The sequence below is a fragment of the Amycolatopsis sp. lyj-84 genome, from assembly GCF_046549075.1.
Classification (GTDB): domain Bacteria; phylum Actinomycetota; class Actinomycetes; order Mycobacteriales; family Pseudonocardiaceae; genus Amycolatopsis.
Genome location: NZ_JAJPWO010000020.1, coordinates 45,788 through 62,459, shown reverse-complemented (window position 1 = coordinate 62,459; position 16,672 = coordinate 45,788). Strand labels below are relative to the sequence as shown.

Below are 16,672 nucleotides of genomic sequence, written 5' to 3'. Positions count from 1 at the left end.
GCCGGACCGGGACCGTCCTGCCAAGCGGGCACCCGGGGGCATGCGGTGAAACGCTCGGGTATGCGTGCCAGGATGGAACCGTGACACACCCACGCGGATCAGCAGCGAAGACGGCGGCCCTTTCCGCCGCGCTTTCCGGCGCGGTCGACCTTTCCGCGCTCAAGGCGCGTGCCGAGGCGCCCCAGAAACAGCCTCCCGCCCCACCGAGGGCTCCCGCGGCCGATGGCGCCGCACCGGCCGGTGCGGCGCCATCGGCCGGTGCCGTGATCGAGGTCACCGAAGCCACTTTCCAGACCGATGTCGTCGAGCGATCCATGCAGCAGCTGGTGGTCGTCGACCTGTGGGCCGAATGGTGCGGGCCCTGCAAACAGCTCAGCCCGGTGCTGGAGCGCCTCGCCGCCGAGTCCGGCGGCGCCTGGGTGCTCGCCAAGGTGGACGTCGACGCCAACCCGCGCATCGCGCAGCTCTTCGGCGCGCAGTCGATCCCGACGATCATCGCCATCGGCGGCGGCCAGCCGGTCGACGCGTTCTCGGGCGCGCTGCCCGAACCCGAGATCCGCAAGTGGCTCGGTTCGCTGCTCGACGCGCTGCGCGACCGGCTGCCCGGCATCAAGGCCGCCGAGGAGAACGGCGGCGGTGTCGAGGTCCCGGAGGACGTGCGGTTCACCGAGGCCGAAGAGGCCTTCGAACGCGGTGACTTCGCCGCGGCGCAGGCCGCCTACGAGCGCATCCTCGACGTCGAGCCCGCGAACGAAGACGCCAAGACCGCGCTCGCGCAGGTCAAGTTCACCGCCCGCGCCGAGGCCGCCGGCCCGGACGCGATCGCGAAGGCCGACGCCGCCCCGGCCGACCTCGACGCCCAGCTCGCCGCGGCCGACCTCGAAGTCGCCGGGCAGGAGCCCGAAGCGGGCTTCGCGCGGCTGATCGCGGCCGTGCGGCGTACCGCGGGCGACGACCGCAACAAGGTGCGGGAGCACCTGGTGGCGCTGTTCGAGCTGTTCGACTCGGCGGACGAGCGGGTCATGAAGGCGCGGCGGGACCTGGCGAGCGCGCTGTACTGACGTTTCGCCGCTCGGGTTTCGAGACCCCCGGACGCTATGAAAGGCCCGTTACTTGCAAATTTTGCAAGTAACGGGCCTTTCATGTCACTTCAGGGAGCCATGACCGGACCGGTCACGATCAGCCGTACTGCGTCGAGCACACCGAGGAGCTCTCCAGGTAGCCCTTCCGCAGCGCCTCGATCCGCTCGAAACCGTTCTCCACGCGCTTGCCGTTGACGTCGGCCGAGACCAGGCTCTCCGGGCTCAGCAGGTCCGAGATGGCCTCGTCGAGGTCACCGGCGGAAAGGCGCAGCGTCGCGCCGGGCACGGAGCTGGCCTTCGCCCACGCGCCGACCAGGCACGCGGTGCGCAGTCCCGCGTTCGCGTTGTCGATCGACGCGCCGACACCCTTCTGGATGCCCATCGCGTAGCGGGACGCGATTTCCGAGAACGCGGCGAAGTCGCCCTTGCCCTCGCTGTGCCCGCTTTCCCATTCCGCCTGCTGGTCGACCGGCTGGGCGAGTTCGCGCAGCTTGGCCATGTCGATGCTGACGGTGTTGTTCGACGGGCAGTACGACGCGGGCGGGGTGCTGGGGCCGCCGGAGCAGCTGCCATTGCCGTCTTCGGTGATCTCCGGGCCCGGGACGCCGGCGCCCTTGAAGGCGTCGTCGAGGCTCTTCTTCAGGATCCCGATGATCTCGGCGTCGAGCTTCGCGTCGCCCTTGCCCTTGTCACCCTTGTCGAACGGGCGCTCGGTGATCCGCGCCTTGATGTTCTCCTCGTTCATCGCGGCGCATTCCTTCGGGCCCTTCTCGAACCCGACCTGGAACGCGTACGTGCGGTCGAACGCCGTGCCGTGCGCGCCCTGTTTGGTCGCGCTGGTGCCCGCCTGGTCGCGGATCAGGAACAGCGACGCCATGACCTGGTTGAGGCCCTCGGAGGTGGAGACGCGGTAGAACTTGCTCTTGTCCTCGGCGACCCAGCGGAAGTAGCCGCCCGCGAAGCAGTCGGCCTGCTGCTCCTTGACGATCGACGGGGTGTTCTTCTTGATGCTGGCCTTCTCGCCGAGCCGGTACTGCACGGCGTGCCCGAGTTCGTGCGCGAGCACGACGGCGCTCGCCATCTTCCCGAACCGCTCGCGCAGCATCGGCAGCAGCACGCCACGGTCCCACGCCACCGAGTCGTCCGGCGGGCAGTAGAAGGCGTTGATGAGGCCCTTGACGCTGCCGCATTTGGTGTCTTCGTCGTCGGTCCGCGCGCTGTAGGACAGCAGCGACTTCAGCGGCTCGTACTGCTGGCCGAAGTCGCGCGGCATGACCTCGGTCCAGTAGGTCTGCGCGTCGGCGATCGCGGCGATGGCGAGCTGGTCGTCTTCGGAGCCGTCCTCGTTGCGGACCTGCAGGTCCGGCTTGGGGGCGTCCGGCTTCAGCCCGCTTTCGAAATGCGTGATCGGCAGCCCGGCGACGTCACCGGCGCCCGGCTGGCTGCCTTCCTTGCCCGCCGTCGAGCTTCCCTTGTCGTTGCACGCGCTCAGCCCGAGGGCCAGCGCCACCACGACCGCGATCAGAGCCGGGCGGCGAAAGCCCCGCACTCCCCCTTGGATCATGTTCACTCGCTTGTCGTCAGGGCCCCGACCGGGCCGCGTAAACCGGCAAGCAGGGACCCTACCCAGCGCTTATGGCCCGCGTGCAGGTAATCCCCGAAGTGGGTCTTGAGCGGGGTGGGGGCGGTCCCGATATGGTCGCTCCTCATGAGAGCAGTCCGCCGGTTCACCGTCCGCGCGAGCCTGCCGGAGTCGCTCTCCGGCCTCGGTGACCTCGCCACGAATCTGCGCTGGACCTGGCATCCGCCGACCCGCGACCTGTTCGCGTCGATGGACGCGGAGCTGTTCAACCGCGTCCGCGACCCCCTTCGGATGCTCACCGCGCTGCCCCCGGCCCGGCTCGACGAGCTGGCCGTCGACGACGACTTCCTCGCCCGCGCGCGCGAAGCCGTCGCCGATCTGGAGCGCTACCTCGCCGAGCCGCGCTGGTACCAGAAGCAGGACGACCCCGATCTCCCGCCCGCCGTCGCGTACTTCTCGATGGAGTTCGGCGTCACCGAGGCGCTGCCGAACTACTCAGGCGGTCTGGGCGTGCTCGCCGGGGACCACCTCAAAGCGGCGTCGGACCTCGGCGTGCCGATGGTCGGCGTCGGGCTGCTCTACCGCGCCGGGTACTTCCGGCAGGCGCTGTCGCTCGACGGCTGGCAGGTCGAGCACTACCCGGTCATCGACCCCAACGCCTTCCCGCTGGAACTGCTGACCGACGGCGGCGAGCCGGTGCTGGTGAAGGTCGCGATGCCCGCCGGGCGGACGCTGCACGCGCAGATCTGGAAGGCCCGCGTCGGCCGGATCCCGTTGCTGCTGCTGGACACCGACACCGAGGCCAACGACGAGGACCTGCGCGCCGTCACCGACAGGCTCTACGGCGGCGACGCCGACCACCGCATCCGCCAGGAGATCCTGTCCGGGATCGGCGGCTTCCGCGCGGTGCGGCGCTACTGCGAGCTGACCGGGCATCCGCAGCCGAAGGTGTTCCACACGAACGAAGGCCACGCCGGTTTCCTCGGGCTGGAACGCGCCCGCGAGATCATCCAGGCCGACGGGCTGGCGTTCGACGAGGCGTTGCCCGCCGTCCGCGCCGGGACCGTGTTCACCACGCACACGCCGGTCAGCGCCGGGATCGACCGGTTCCCCGTCGACCTCGTCCAGCGGTACTTCACCGACGGCAGGCTGGTTCCGGACGTCGACCCGCGCCGGGTGCTCGCGCTCGGCGCGGAGGACAACCCCGGCCTGTTCAACATGGCGCACATGGGACTGCGGCTCGCGCAGCGCGCGAACGGCGTCTCGGCGCTACACGGCCGGGTGTCGCGGCGGATGTTCTCCCGGCTGTGGCCCGGGTTCGACTTCGACGAGGTGCCCGTCTCCTCGGTCACCAACGGCGTCCACGGGCCCACCTGGGTGGCGCGCGAACTGAGTGCGCTGCTCGGGCGCAACCACGAGGAACTGGGCCTCGACGGCACCCAGGGCAGGCCGCTGCGGGACGGCGTCAGCGACGAGCAGCTGTGGGGGCTGCGGCGGGAACTGCGGGAGAAGCTGGTCGCCGAGGTGCGGCGGCGGGTGCGGGCCGCGTGGATGCAGCGCGGCGCGTCCGCGCTCGAACTCGGCTGGACCGACACGGTCTTCGACCCGGACGTGCTGACCGTCGGCTTCGCGCGCCGCGTGCCGACGTACAAGCGGCTGACCCTGATGTTGCGCGACCCGGACCGCCTGCGCGCGCTGCTGCTGGACGAGCGGCGCCCGATCCAGCTCGTCGTCGCGGGCAAGTCGCATCCGGCGGACGAGGGCGGCAAGCAGCTGATCCAGCAGATCGTCCGGTTCGTCGACGATCCCGAGGTCCGGCGCAGGATCGTCTTCCTGCCGGATTACGACATGTCCATGGCGCGCTACCTCTACCGCGGCTGCGACGTCTGGCTGAACACTCCGGTGCGGCAGCTGGAGGCGTGCGGGACCTCGGGGATGAAGTCCGCGCTCAACGGCGGCCTCAACCTCTCCATCCGCGACGGCTGGTGGGACGAGTGCTACGACGGCAGCAACGGCTGGGCGATCCCGACCGCGGACGGCGTCACCGACCCGCTGCGCCGTGACGAACTGGAGGCCGCGGCGCTCTACGACCTGCTGGGCCACCAGATCGCGCCGCTGTTCTACGACCGCGACGCCGAGGGCGTGCCCGGCGGCTGGCTGTCGATGGTGTGGCACACGCTGGAGACCCTCGGGCCGCGCGTGCAGGCCGCGCGCATGGTGCGGGAATACGTCGAATCGGGCTACCTGCCCGCCTCGCGGATGGTCGCGGAGGCGACGGGAGACGGGTACCGCGGCGCGCTTTCGCTGGCCGACTACCGGACCAAACTGGACGTTTCCTGGCCACGGGTGCGGATCTTCGACACCGAACTGCTCGTCGAAGACGCCGCGCCGATGGTCACCGGCACCGAGGTGACCATCCGGGCGCGGATCGACCTCGCCGGCCTCGAACCGTCCGAAGTGGACGTCCAGGCCGTCGTCGGGAAGGTGGGCGACGGGGACGAGCTGAGCGATCCCGTCACCGTCCCGATGTCCGGTGACGGGATCGGCGCGTTCGCGGCGCGGCTGAAGCTGCCGCATCCGGGCTCGATCGGCTACACCGTCCGAGTGCTGCCGAAACACCGCCTGCTGGCCACCCCGGCGGAACTCGCCAGGGTGGTCCACGCGTAGCTCATCCCAAGAAGGGCGGGCTAGGGCGAGGTGGGTGCCGGTAGGTCGAGACGTACTCGACGTACCGCGCGTATTCCCACGCCGCCTGCGCGAACTGGATGTTCGCCTGTGCGAACTGGACTAGTTCTGCCCGGCGTCGCTGATGCCATCGTGACGAAGCCAGCCAGGCCGACCCGGCGCCCACCAGCATCGCCAACCCGACGATCACGGCGATCTCCATCCCGTACTCCTTGTTCTCGGGCCACTCGACGCGGCCGGTGTTGCGAGCCTAAGCAGCGTGATCGTCTTCGCGCACCTATGTCGATCTCCTGGTCAGAAATTTGACAAGGACGTACGTACGGTTTTCGTTTTTGCCTCTGATTGGTCAACGCCGTTCGCCTATCCGTCAGGTGGCAAACAATTGACCAAATCGATCTTGGGGCTTGTCCATAAAATGGCAAAGATACAGGTTGGAGCGCTTTTTCCGAGGCGATCGCCGAAGTCTTTGAACGACGTTTCTCAACCCTGGGGGTGACTCGCCTATCGAATGGCGGTCGCCTAAGCTCTTCGTCCTTGGGGTCGGTAGGGGAGGAATAGAAGCTTTGGCGAGGAAGAGAGAAAAGCCGGAAGACCGCGTACATCGCATCCATGCCCGTAACGGCCTCTGGCAGGATGGGCTCGCCCAGGCGATGGGATCGGAACTGCTTGGCCGCTGGGGTATCCCCGAAGACGCCGAGGCGTCTCGCGTGCGAGAGATCGTGCTTCTGCGGCTGCACGGCGTCCTGGCCCAGTTCTCGAAACCCGAGATGCCTGCGATCGTCTGGGCCGCGTACAACCTCGGCGTCGCACCGGCCGACGAGGAAAGCGGCGTCGTCCAGCGGCTCGAGCAGTTGGTCGGGGAGGGTCGTGTCGGGTGCAGTTTCCGGACCTGTACCCGCCGGTTTTACGAGAAGTTCCTGCCTGCCGTCGAAAAGAGCTTGAGCGCCACCCAGGCGGCGATCACCGACGAGGACCTCGACTGGGCTTCGCGCTGGTTGACCGGGAACATCCGGCCCGGCGCCCGGAAGTCCGCCGCGGCCTCCGATCGGCTGTCCACGGCCATTCGACGACTGCGGGAGCCGGTGGGGCCGGTGCTGAAGATGTTCCTCGACGACACTGTCCTCGGACCCGCGAGCGGTGACGACGTCCCGCTCGCAGCGAAGCTCGGCCCCGGAGGTGAATGGTTCTGTGTCTTCACCGACGAAGGGTTGCTGGCCAGGTATCGCGAGGCCACCGGGGCGGCCTGGCCCCAGATCGGCCGGTGGACCGGTCGTGACGTGGTGCGGACCGCGGCGGGCCGGATCTTCCCGACCGGGGTGTTGATCAACCCGAGTCCGGCGCTGGGTGCCGGGATCGAAGCCACGCTGCCGCTCGAACCGGACCAGATCGCCCGGCTCGCCCGCGAGTGCTGATCGAACGACGAGGATGCCGGACATGTTCAATTTCGAGGCCGTTCCCGACGAGCTGAACCGGGCGGGAGACCGTCTCCGCGATATCGCGGAGATCTTCACCACGCAACCGGCCCTGGGATTCAAGGCCACCGCGAGCGAAGCGGGGGATCCCGTACTCGCGGAAGCGCTGGAGAGCTTTCAACAAGCTTCCGCGCACAGCGTGGCCGTGCTCGCCGAGGATGTCCGGCGGCTTGGCGATCGGCTGGGCAAGGCCGCGCGTGAGTACCGGGCAGGGGAAGAGATGGCGGTAGAGAAGGTGAAGACGATCGAGGCTGTCGAAAGCCAGGTTCGGCCTGCTGTCGCCACCTCTGACACCAAGACCATTCAGTCCGTTCTCGGCTGAACCGAAGAGGACGAACGATGGAACCGGAAGACCCGGACGGCGTGAACGTGCCGTGGACGGCGGGAATGGTCAACGTCCTCAGGAGTGAGGCCGAACGCTTTCGCGTGGTTTCCCGGTCCCTGGAGGACCACGCGGTCGATCTACGTCAGATCGATCCCCGTGGCTGGTCGGGTCGGGGACACGACGCCTACTCGGCCCGGCGGACCGAGGTGGCCGCCCAGTTCCGGATGGTCGCCGAGGAGCACGCGCGCGCGGCGCGGGCCTTGGACGACTTCGTCGCCGTTCTGGAACAGCTGACCAGGCACGCGCGATACACCGCCGATCCGTCGCTCCTGGACAGGCTTGTCGCTCAACGGGCCGAGGCGTCTGCGCGGGCGGCGAGCGCGCTGACCGCGGCGGGCAAGGAACTGGCCAAGCTGAGGACGATGCTCGGAGACTTCGGCGAGCAAGCTCCCCAGCGGTCTTTGCCTCCACTGCGGTCGGCCTCAGCGAAGCCATCGCCTCGGACGGCCGAGGCTCCCCGGCAATCAAATTCGGCTCCGGCCTTCGGCTTGGCCAACCGAATCGAGGGCGACCGGCAGATGCAGGAGCTCAGCGACGCCATCTGGCGCTTCTGGTCGAGCCCTCCCCGAAGGCCGCAAGAAAGCGTCGTAACGCGATAACGCCCTTTGTCAAGTCGGCGCCGAACAAGGGAAATCCCTAATCTTCGATTTCCGCCGAACAAAGACGAACATGCAGGTGAAATACACTCTGCCGGTGGCTTCGGCGAAGGAAACGAAAGCGTCGCGCAGGGCCAAGGACCGGCTGCACCATATCCACGCCCGAGCCGGGATCCAACAGGACGGGCTGCGCCGTGCCCTGGGGCCGGAATTGCGTGCCATCTGGGGGATCGCGGAGGACGCCGAACCCGGCCGGGTGCGCGAGATCGTCCTTTTACGGCTGAATCGCGTTCTCGAGCGATTCGCCGATCCGCTCATGCCCGAGATCGTCTGGACCGCCTACAACCTCGGCGTCGATCCGGTGAACGGCGGGGCGGGCATGGTCGGCCGGATCAGGACCATGGTCGGCCGCGGCCGGGTGGCGGTTTCCGAACGGACCTGCACCCGGCGGTTCTACGACTTCCTGGGGAGCGTCAAGAACAGCCTGGACGGCTTCCAGGAAGACCTCACCGGCGAAGACTTCAGGCTCGCCTCGCGGTGGATCACCGGCAACGTCCGTCCGGAGCGGGAGGACCCCGCCGGCGGGCTGCGCGAACCCGTCCCCTCGGTCATGCGGATGTTCCTCGACGGCACGGTGTGGGGCCCGGCGGACGAGGCGGGCGCGCCGCTCCCCGCCCGGCTCGGCACGCACGGCGACTGGCTCTGCGTCTTCACCGACGAGCGCCTGCTGGCCGAGTACCGCGCGGTCACCGGCGCGGGCTGGGTGCGGGTCCGTCACCGGACCGGCCGCGAGGTCGTGCTCGCGGCCGCCGGGCGTGACGTGGCGACGGGTGTCCTGGTCAACCCCCGGCCGGTGCGCGGCGCCGGGATCCACGCGGCCCTTCCGCTTTCACCGGACTCGATCGCCCGGCTGGCCGTCCGGCGGTAGGCGTCACGGGACGGCGGGGGTGCCGCCCTCCCGGACCGGAAGGCCGGCCGAACGCCAGGCGCGGAACCCGCCTTCGAGGTCGGTCGCGCCCGGCAGGCCGAGCCGTCGCAGGTCGGCGGCGGCCAGGCTCGACGAATACCCCTCGTTGCACACGACGATCACCGTCGAGTCCGGTCGCACCTCCGGCAGCCGCCATTCGCTGTCCGGCGCGAGCCGCCACTCGAGGTGGATCCGCTCGACGACCACCGAACCGGGGATCTCGCCCTCTTCGAGCCGGTTGACGTGCGGGCGGATGTCCACGATCAGGGCACCGTCACGCTGCAGCCGTTGTGCCTGCCCGGGCTCCGCCCGGTCCAGTCCGGACCGGGCGGCGGCCAGCAGGTCGTCGATCGCGCTCATCGGCCCAGTATCGGGGCCAGCGAGGGGATCTCGGCGGGGACGTCGGCGAGCGTGCCGTATTCGCGGGTCGCGACCAGCGGCGGCGAGTAGGCGTGGACGCTGGCGGCGGGCTCGGTGCCGATGCCGGTCACCTGGTGCGCGCGCCCCGCGCCGAAGCCGATGCCCTCGCCCGCGACGTGCGTGCGGCGCCGGACCGGGCCGCCGGGGTAGCGATACTCCTCGCCGAGTTCGCCCTGCAGCACGGTGAACGAGCCGGACGCGCCACCGTGGTCGTGCGGTTTGGTCTGCTGGCCGGGCAGCCAGGACAGCAGCCACAGCTCGACGCCGTCGGTCAGCGCGAGCCGAGCCCACCAGCGGTGGTCCTCGTCGAAGCGCAGCAGGCCGCGCAGGCCCGCGGTCAGTTCGGTGGTGACGGTGGAGGTCAGGTCTGCCAGCTCCCGCGGCGTCCAGAGCAGGCGCTCGGGGTGCAGCAGCTCCGGGAGCAGCGGGTCGATCAGCTGCGGATGGATCTCGAAGTCCTGGCGGGGCGAGACGGACGTGGTCAACTTGGGGCTCCTCGTGAGGGATCGCGGGCTCGGAAACAGGGCCGAACGCGGCGCGACACGGGTGCCGGTAAAGAGAGCGGGACTCAGCCGTGTCGCGCGGTGGTACACCCGGACGAGGCGACGAGGAGCAGGTCGATGGTGCGACGGCGCCAGAAAGAGCCCCCGATGACGGGGAAGGCGGCGGCCACGGACCTGATCACGTCTTCGATGCTGCCACAGCCCGCGCTCCGGCGGTTACTCCGGAGAGCTCCGTCCCACTCCCTGGACCAGCCGCTTTCTCCCGACCGGCGGCCCGGTGCACACGCGCGCGCGTGTGCGGACACAATGGGCTCGTGAGCGAGCCGATCCAGCCCAGCGAACTTGACGACCTCGTGGTGAGGATGACCGGTGTCGGGGTCCGCCGAACAGGCAACGACCTCCTCGCCGACCTCGACTGGAGCGTGGAACTGGACGAGCGCTGGGTGGTGCTCGGCCCGAACGGCGCGGGCAAGACCACCCTGCTCCGGCTGGCCGCGGCCGAACTCCACCCGACCTCGGGAACGGTCGACCTGCTCGGCGACCGGATCGGCAAGGTCAACATCTTCGAACTGCGCCCGCGGATCGGGTTCACCTCCGCCGCGATCGCCCAGCGGGTGCCGGGCGAGGAGCGCGTCGTCGACGTCGTGGTGAGCGCCGGGTATGCCGTCGTCGGCCGCTGGCGTGAGGAATACGACAGTCTCGACACCGACCGCGCCCGCGAACTGCTGGCCGCGCTGGGCATCCCGCACCTGGCCGAGCGCACCTTCGGCACGCTTTCCGAAGGCGAGCGCAAGCGGACCCTGATCGCGCGGTCGCTGATGACCGACCCGGAGATGCTGCTGCTCGACGAGCCCGCCGCCGGACTCGACCTCGGCGGCCGCGAGGACCTGGTCGCGCGCCTGTCCGAGCTGGCCCTCGACCCGGAGGCCCCGGCGATGGTGCTCGTCACCCATCACGTGGAAGAAATCCCGCCGGGCTTCACCCACGCGCTGCTGCTGCGTGACGGCCGCGCGGTCGCTTCGGGCCTCGTCGACGACGTCGTGACCAGCGACAACCTGTCCAAGACGTTCGACCAGGACCTCCTGCTCGAACGCTCCGGTGATCGCTTCTTCGCCCGTAGGCGCTGACGAGTCGTACTGACCGGTAGCCTGCAATCTGTCTTGGACGGTTAAGGAGGACGGCGTGGGAGAGTTCGTAAGCCTGGAGGTCGAAGGCGGGGTCGGCACGATCCGGCTGGACCGCCCGCCGGTCAACGCGCTGAACAACCAGGTGCAGGCCGAGCTCGCCGAGGCGGCCCGCGAGGCATCCGAGCGCGACGACGTGCGCGCCGTGATCCTGTACGGCGGCGAGAAGACCTTCGCGGGTGGCGCGGACATCAAGGAGATGGCCGAGCGCACCTACCCCGAGATCGCGAAGTTCGGCGCGGCGCTGACGGCGTCGCTGGCCACCATCGCGAACATCCCGAAGCCGGTCGTCGCGGCCATCACCGGCTACGCGCTGGGCGGCGGCCTCGAACTCGCGCTGACCGCGGACCGCCGGATCGCCGGCGACAACGTCAAGGTCGGCCAGCCGGAGATCCAGCTCGGCGTCATCCCCGGTGCCGGTGGCACGCAGCGCCTCGCGCGGCTCATCGGCCCGAGCAAGACCAAGGACCTCGTGTTCACCGGCCGGTTCGTGAAGGCCGAAGAGGCGCTGGCGCTGGGCATCCTCGACGAGGTCGTCGCGCCGGACGACGTCTACGCCGCCGCGCACAAGTGGGCCGCCCAGTTCGCGAACGGCCCGGCCGTGGCGCTGCGCGCCGCGAAGGCCGCGATCGACGGCGGTCTCGACACCGACCTCGCGAGCGGCCTCAAGCTCGAATCCCACCTCTTCGCCGCGCTGTGGGCGACCGAGGACCAGCGCAACGGCATGAAGTCGTTCATCGAGAACGGCCCTGGCAAGGCCACCTTCGAGGGGAAGTAAGCACGTGACCCAGGTGAACGACCCGGCGCCGAACCCGCACGCCACCGCCGAAGAGGTCAAGGCCGCCTTCGCCGACCCCAAGCTCGCCAACGTGCTCTACCACGACTGGGAAGCCGGGACCTACGACGAGAAGTGGTCCATTTCCTACGACGAGCGCTGCATCTCCTACGCGACCGACGTGTTCAACGCCGTCGCCGGTGACGACGACGGCCAGCCGTACCCGACCGCGATGGAACTGGGCAGCGGCACCGGTTTCTTCCTGCTGAACCTGATGCAGGGCGGCGTGATCAAGAAGGGGTCGGTCACCGACCTCTCGCCGGGCATGGTCCAGGTCGCGCTGCGCAACGCCGAGAACCTCGGCCTCGACGTCGACGGCCGGGTCGCCGACGCGGAGCGCATTCCCTACGAGGACAACAGTTTCGACCTCGTCGTCGGGCACGCGGTGCTGCACCACATCCCGGACGTCCGCGCGGCGTTCGCCGAGGTGCTGCGGGTGCTCAAGCCGGGCGGCCGGTTCGTCTTCGCGGGCGAGCCGACGAAGGTCGGCGACCTCTACGCGCGCAAGCTCGGCCAGTTCACGTGGTACCTCACCACCAACCTGACCAAGCTCCCGGTGCTCAACGGCTGGCGCCGCCCCCAGGAGGAACTCGACGAGTCCTCCCGCGCGGCCGCGCTGGAGGCCGTGGTCGACATCCACACGTTCGACCCGTCGGAACTCGAGCTGATGGCTCGCGGTGCCGGGGCGCAGGACGTCCGCGCGGTCACCGAAGAGTTCGCCGCCGCGCTCGCGGGCTGGCCGATCCGGACCTTCGAAGCCGCCGTGCCGCAGGAGAAACTGACCCTTCGCTGGCGTCTGTTCGCGTACCGGCTGTGGCTGCGGCTGTCCGCTTTGGACAAGAAGCTGCTCGCCAAGGTGCTGCCGCGCGAGCTGTTCTACAACGTGATGATCACCGGTACCAAGCGTTCCTAGGTGCCTTACGCGTTCACTCTCGACGACGTCGCCTTCCTGCGCTCCGGCGCGGGAAGCGCGGCGCTCGCCGAATGCTCGTCCCTGCCGCTGACCGACAAGACGCGCATCGCCGACGTCGCCGCCGTGCGCCGGATCGCCCCGGAGCACGCGGCCGCGGTGCTGGAAACGGTGGTGCTGCGGCGGAAGTCGTCGTCCAAACTGGACTCCTCAGGATCGTGGCTGTTCACCGGTGACGCCCTCCAGCAGGCCAGCGCCACCGCGGTCGCCCGGCACCGGGCCTCGCGGCTGACGGGCCGGGACGTCCACGACGTGACGTGTTCCGTCGGCGCGGACCTGATCGAGATCGCCCGCGTCGCCTCCCGTTCGCTGGGCTCGGACCTGGACGAGGTCCGGCTGGCGATGGCGCGGCACAATTCACTCGAGGCCGGTGTCGCGCCGGTGCTGGTGCGGGCGGACGCGTTGCGGCCGGTCAGCCGCTCCTCGGTCGTCGTCGCCGATCCCGCCCGCCGCGACTCGGCCGGACGGCGGGCGTGGAAACCCGCGGACTTCCTGCCGCCGCTGGACGGCCTAGTCGAGGCGTACGCGGGCCGTGAGCTGTCGGTCAAATGCGCGCCGGGCCTCGATTTCTCCATCGCGCCGTGGGCGGACGAGGTCGAACTGGTCTCTTTGGACGGTCAGGTCCGCGAGGCGTGCCTGTGGCGCGGAGTGGGCTCCACCGTGTCCCGGCGCGCGACGGTGTTGCGTTCGGACGGTACACAGTGGACGGTCACCGACGCCGATTCCGACGAGATCCCCGTGCGGGAGCCGGGTGAATGGATCATCGATCCCGACGGCGCCGTCGTGCGGGCCGGGCTGGTGCGGCATTACGCCGCGCGGCACGGTCTTTGGCAGCTCGACGAGCGCATCGCGTACCTGACCGGAGACGTCCCGCCGCCGGGAATCCGGGCGTTCCGGGTGTTCGAGCACGGACCGTACAGTGAGAAGAATCTTCGTGTACTGCTGAAAAAACACGATATCGGACGACTCGAGATCCTCGTCCGCGGTCTCGACGTAGATCCGGATGCCTTGCGGCGCAAGCTGAAACCGCGCGGTGGTGAAGAAGCTACTTTGGTACTGACCAGAATCGGCCGTTCTGGAGTAGCGTTCCTGTGCCGCGCACAGCTGACGTGAGGAGTATTTCGTGAGCCGATTCACCGGTCTGCTGAAACTGGCCGCCGCCGCGGCCGCCGGAGCCGTCCTCGCGGGCGGTGCCACCGCTGTCGCGAACCAGGACGACGCCGACTGGAGGCGGGGCCACGAGCCCGCCAACATCGGTCAGGTCAAACTCGACGTCAAGGCCTATTACGGCGACGTCGTCGGCCCCGATGGCAAACACGGGTACTCCGAGAACAGCAGGTTCGTCTCCGACACCAAACGCCAGGTCTCGGACGCCAAGCGCTACCTCACGCGGCGGCTGGACCGCGGCGTGAAGAACCCCGCCGTCGTGTTCGATGTGGACGACACCGCCGAGGTCACCTACGGCTGGGAGGTCGACAACGACTTCGGCTTCGACCCGGTGAAGCAGCAGGAAGCGATCGACAAGGGCACGTTCGTCGCGAACAAGCCGGTGCTGGAACTGGCGAACTGGGCGGCGCAGCACGGTGTCAAGGTCTACTTCCTGACCGGCCGCAACGAGTTCCAGGGCCCGCAGTCGCTCAAGAACCTCGCGAACGAGGGCTACCCGGCCCCGGCGGGCGCGTTCTTCAAGCCGAAGACCACCGCGCCCGCGTACCTGCCGTGCGGGCTCACCTGCACCACCGTCCAGTACAAGGCGGGCACGCGGAAGCACATCGCCTCGACCGGCGCGACCATCCTCGCCAACTTCGGCGACCAGTTCAGCGACCTCGAAGGCGGCTACGCGGAGTTCCCGGTCAAGCTGCCGAACCCGATGTACTACCTGCCCTGAGGGGAATATCCGCGGCCGCGGCGTTGCTGTGCCCGGTATCGGAAACCCCCGAGGGAGCTGATCCATGCCTGACAAGAAGGTGCTGAAGCCCAGCGCGTCCCACCCGATCACCGTGTCGCCGAACAAGGGACGCGTGGTCGTCACGGTCGGCGGGAAGGTCGTGGCGGACAGCGCGAACGCGCTCACGCTGCAGGAGGCGAACTACCCGCCTGCGCAGTACATCCCGCGTGCCGACGTCGACTTCGACGTGCTGGAACGGACGGACCATTCGACGTACTGCCCGTTCAAGGGCGACGCGTCCTACTACAGCATCCGCACCGGCGACGGCGTCGCCGAGAACGCCGTCTGGACCTACGAGGCGCCGCACGACGCTGTCGCCGAGATCAAGGACCACGTCGCGTTCTACCCGTCGAAGGTGGACGCGATCGACGAGCGCTGACCCCGCTTACGCGCGCTATGAAAGGCCCGTTACTTGCAAATTTTGCAAGTAACGGGCCTTTCATAGCGCGTGAGGGGGGTTCTTTCAGGTCGCGGGGTGGTGGTTGATCCGGTCGGCGTCCGCGGCGAGTGAGGTGTCGGGTTCGATCCGCCAGGCCTCCAGGCCGGGCGCCTTGAGAAGCGCGTCGATCAGACCCTCCTCGCCCGCGACGAGGGTCGAATCGAAGTCGATCTCGGTGGCCACGCACCACGCGCGGTCGTCCGGCCAGAACAGGTTGGGCGACTGCGCCTCGAACCAGTTCGGCCGCGGCCGCCAGCCGAGTTCCGTCGCCGAGGCCAGCGGCCCGCCGAACACCAGGTAGTCGCGGCCGGGATGCCGCAGGCGCGGGGCGTCGAGGTGCTCGCGGGACAACGTCGCCTCGTCGGCCCAGCCGTAACCGTCCCAAAGGCAGAACCAGGTCTCCGAAGTGGAGGTGTGGTCGCCGAGGACGGCCAGCAGCGCGGTGAGGCTGTGCGACGGCAGAGTGCCGCGTCCCGGCGGGGAGCCCCGCCAGAGCGAGCCGGTGAGGTTCACCGGATCCGGGGAGCCGACGAGCGCGTGCCACTGCATGGCGCCATGGGCGCGCCGCCCCGTTTCGGCCGCCGCTTCGCGCCAGCTCGCCCAGCCGCCGCGGTCGCGTTCGGCGGGGTGGCAGATCCGGGCGTAGGCGGCGTACCCGTGCGGGACCGTGCGGCAGGCCGCGCCGAAGGTCCCACCGAGCCTGGGGGAGATCCACTCGGCGGGGGACGGGTCGAGAACCGGCCGCAGCACGCTGGCAGTCTTCATCAAGATCAAGTGGAGCGCATCTTGTCGGCGGGCGGGGGCATACTGCCGGACGTGGGTGTTCCGCTGCGTCGGCGATCGGGCCGTTCGGTCTACCGCGAAACCACGCCGGCCGCGGCGGTGGCAAGCGTGGTCGAGAGTGCTTGGACGGGCCGGGTGGGCAGCAGCCGCCCGCTGCGGGTGTTCCCGGACGGCTGTGTGGACCTCGTCTGGGACGGACGCGCGCTCGCCGCGGTCACCTCGGTCCGCGGGGTGCTCCGGCACGACCTGCCCGCGGTGGACTGGACAGTCGGGCTCCGCCTGCGGTGCGGCGTCGGCGGCGCGGTGCTGGGCCTGCCGATGACGGACCTGACGGCGAGCGCCACCCCGTTACGCGAACTGTGGGCCGCGAGGGCCCGCCGCGCGGAATCCAGGCTGGCCGAATGCGCGACGCCCGCCGAGGCTCGCTCGGTACTGGAGGCACTGGTCGCCGAAAGGCTCCGGGATGTCGAGCCGGACAGGCTGCCGATCGAGGCCGCCCGCGCGCTGCGTGCGCCCGGCGCTCGCACCGACAGGGTGGCGGCGGCGCTGGGCGTCAGCGAGCGCGGGCTGCGGCGGCACGTGCGGCACGAAGTCGGCGTCGGCCCCAAGGAGCTGCAGCGGGTCCTGCGGTTCCACCGGTTCCTCAAGCGGATCGAGGGTGTGGCGCGAGAGCATGCGTCACTCGCCGGTGTCGCCGCCGATGTGGGGTACGCGGATCAGTCCCATCTCGGACGGGAGTGCCGGCGGCTGTCGGGCGCCTCGCCCGGTGCGCTCGTGCGGTCTTGGGCTGGCCGAAATGTTCCAGACTGAGGCGGTCTGCC

General features: G+C 69.6%; 18 protein-coding genes. 13 read left to right on the top strand and 5 right to left on the bottom strand.

Translation table 11 applies throughout. The features are described from left to right. The first annotated feature begins 80 nt into the window (after positions 1–80). Positions 81–1,061, top strand: a complete 981-nt coding sequence (locus ACLJRM_RS39995; RefSeq protein WP_410666021.1) for a tetratricopeptide repeat protein — start codon at positions 81–83, stop codon at positions 1,059–1,061. A 118-nt stretch (positions 1,062–1,179) separates the two neighbouring features. Here ACLJRM_RS39995 and ACLJRM_RS39990 read toward each other — a convergent pair whose 3' ends face one another. Continuing rightward, entirely contained in the window at positions 1,180–2,652 is a 1,473-nt protein-coding gene (locus tag ACLJRM_RS39990) for a neutral zinc metallopeptidase (protein ID WP_101610048.1), read from the bottom strand. Positions 2,653–2,790: 138 nt separating this feature from the next. Between ACLJRM_RS39990 and glgP the strand changes: the two genes are divergently transcribed. Further along, on the top strand, positions 2,791–5,331 hold the full coding sequence (gene glgP, locus ACLJRM_RS39985; protein WP_410603127.1) for an alpha-glucan family phosphorylase: 2,541 nt from the start codon (positions 2,791–2,793) through the stop codon (positions 5,329–5,331). 1 nt (position 5,332) lies between these two features. Here glgP and ACLJRM_RS39980 read toward each other — a convergent pair whose 3' ends face one another. Next, the gene (locus ACLJRM_RS39980; RefSeq protein ID WP_410666020.1) at positions 5,333–5,551 is read right to left on the bottom strand and encodes a hypothetical protein; all 219 of its coding nucleotides are present in this window, start codon (positions 5,549–5,551) and stop codon (positions 5,333–5,335) included. A 505-nt stretch (positions 5,552–6,056) separates the two neighbouring features. On the opposite strand from ACLJRM_RS39980, the gene ACLJRM_RS39975 reads away from it, so the two are divergent. From ACLJRM_RS39975 to ACLJRM_RS39960, 4 genes are all read left to right on the top strand, one after another. After that, the gene (locus ACLJRM_RS39975; protein ID WP_410666019.1) at positions 6,057–6,761 is read left to right on the top strand and encodes a hypothetical protein; all 705 of its coding nucleotides are present in this window, start codon (positions 6,057–6,059) and stop codon (positions 6,759–6,761) included. A gap of 22 nt (positions 6,762–6,783) precedes the next feature. Further along, on the top strand, positions 6,784–7,143 hold the full coding sequence (locus tag ACLJRM_RS39970) for a hypothetical protein (RefSeq protein ID WP_410666018.1): 360 nt from the start codon (positions 6,784–6,786) through the stop codon (positions 7,141–7,143). A 17-nt stretch (positions 7,144–7,160) separates the two neighbouring features. Next, entirely contained in the window at positions 7,161–7,805 is a 645-nt protein-coding gene (locus ACLJRM_RS39965) for a hypothetical protein (protein WP_410666017.1), read from the top strand. Positions 7,806–7,899: 94 nt separating this feature from the next. Continuing rightward, positions 7,900–8,730, top strand: a complete 831-nt coding sequence (locus ACLJRM_RS39960) for a hypothetical protein (protein ID WP_410666016.1) — start codon at positions 7,900–7,902, stop codon at positions 8,728–8,730. Positions 8,731–8,733: 3 nt separating this feature from the next. On the opposite strand, the gene ACLJRM_RS39955 is transcribed toward ACLJRM_RS39960, so the two are convergent. Together ACLJRM_RS39955 and ACLJRM_RS39950 are read right to left on the bottom strand one after the other, a co-directional pair. Next, complete coding sequence (locus tag ACLJRM_RS39955; protein WP_101610045.1) at positions 8,734–9,129, bottom strand: rhodanese-like domain-containing protein; 396 nt, start codon at positions 9,127–9,129, stop codon at positions 8,734–8,736. Further along, the gene (locus tag ACLJRM_RS39950) at positions 9,126–9,674 is read right to left on the bottom strand and encodes a cysteine dioxygenase (RefSeq protein ID WP_101610044.1); all 549 of its coding nucleotides are present in this window, start codon (positions 9,672–9,674) and stop codon (positions 9,126–9,128) included. The genes ACLJRM_RS39955 and ACLJRM_RS39950 overlap by 4 nt, the downstream gene beginning before the upstream one ends. 332 nt (positions 9,675–10,006) lie before the next feature. On the opposite strand from ACLJRM_RS39950, the gene ACLJRM_RS39945 reads away from it, so the two are divergent. From ACLJRM_RS39945 to ACLJRM_RS39920, 6 genes are all read left to right on the top strand, one after another. Then, positions 10,007–10,819, top strand: coding sequence for an ABC transporter ATP-binding protein (locus ACLJRM_RS39945; protein ID WP_101610043.1), 813 nt, complete (start codon positions 10,007–10,009; stop codon positions 10,817–10,819). Positions 10,820–10,874: 55 nt separating this feature from the next. Then, positions 10,875–11,654 (top strand): enoyl-CoA hydratase/isomerase family protein, encoded by a 780-nt coding sequence (locus tag ACLJRM_RS39940; RefSeq protein WP_020630952.1) that lies wholly within the window; start codon positions 10,875–10,877, stop codon positions 11,652–11,654. A 4-nt stretch (positions 11,655–11,658) separates the two neighbouring features. Beyond that, positions 11,659–12,624 (top strand): class I SAM-dependent methyltransferase, encoded by a 966-nt coding sequence (locus ACLJRM_RS39935; RefSeq protein WP_101610042.1) that lies wholly within the window; start codon positions 11,659–11,661, stop codon positions 12,622–12,624. Further along, complete coding sequence (locus ACLJRM_RS39930) at positions 12,625–13,794, top strand: THUMP-like domain-containing protein (RefSeq protein WP_410666015.1); 1,170 nt, start codon at positions 12,625–12,627, stop codon at positions 13,792–13,794. Positions 13,795–13,804: 10 nt separating this feature from the next. Next, on the top strand, positions 13,805–14,569 hold the full coding sequence (locus ACLJRM_RS39925) for an HAD family acid phosphatase (protein WP_101610040.1): 765 nt from the start codon (positions 13,805–13,807) through the stop codon (positions 14,567–14,569). Positions 14,570–14,633: 64 nt separating this feature from the next. After that, complete coding sequence (locus ACLJRM_RS39920) at positions 14,634–15,008, top strand: DUF427 domain-containing protein (RefSeq protein WP_101610039.1); 375 nt, start codon at positions 14,634–14,636, stop codon at positions 15,006–15,008. 84 nt (positions 15,009–15,092) lie between these two features. On the opposite strand, the gene ACLJRM_RS39915 is transcribed toward ACLJRM_RS39920, so the two are convergent. Beyond that, positions 15,093–15,833, bottom strand: a complete 741-nt coding sequence (locus ACLJRM_RS39915; protein WP_233222988.1) for a hypothetical protein — start codon at positions 15,831–15,833, stop codon at positions 15,093–15,095. A gap of 51 nt (positions 15,834–15,884) precedes the next feature. On the opposite strand from ACLJRM_RS39915, the gene ACLJRM_RS39910 reads away from it, so the two are divergent. Beyond that, on the top strand, positions 15,885–16,661 hold the full coding sequence (locus tag ACLJRM_RS39910; RefSeq protein WP_410666014.1) for a helix-turn-helix domain-containing protein: 777 nt from the start codon (positions 15,885–15,887) through the stop codon (positions 16,659–16,661). The last annotated feature ends 11 nt before the right edge of the window (positions 16,662–16,672 follow it).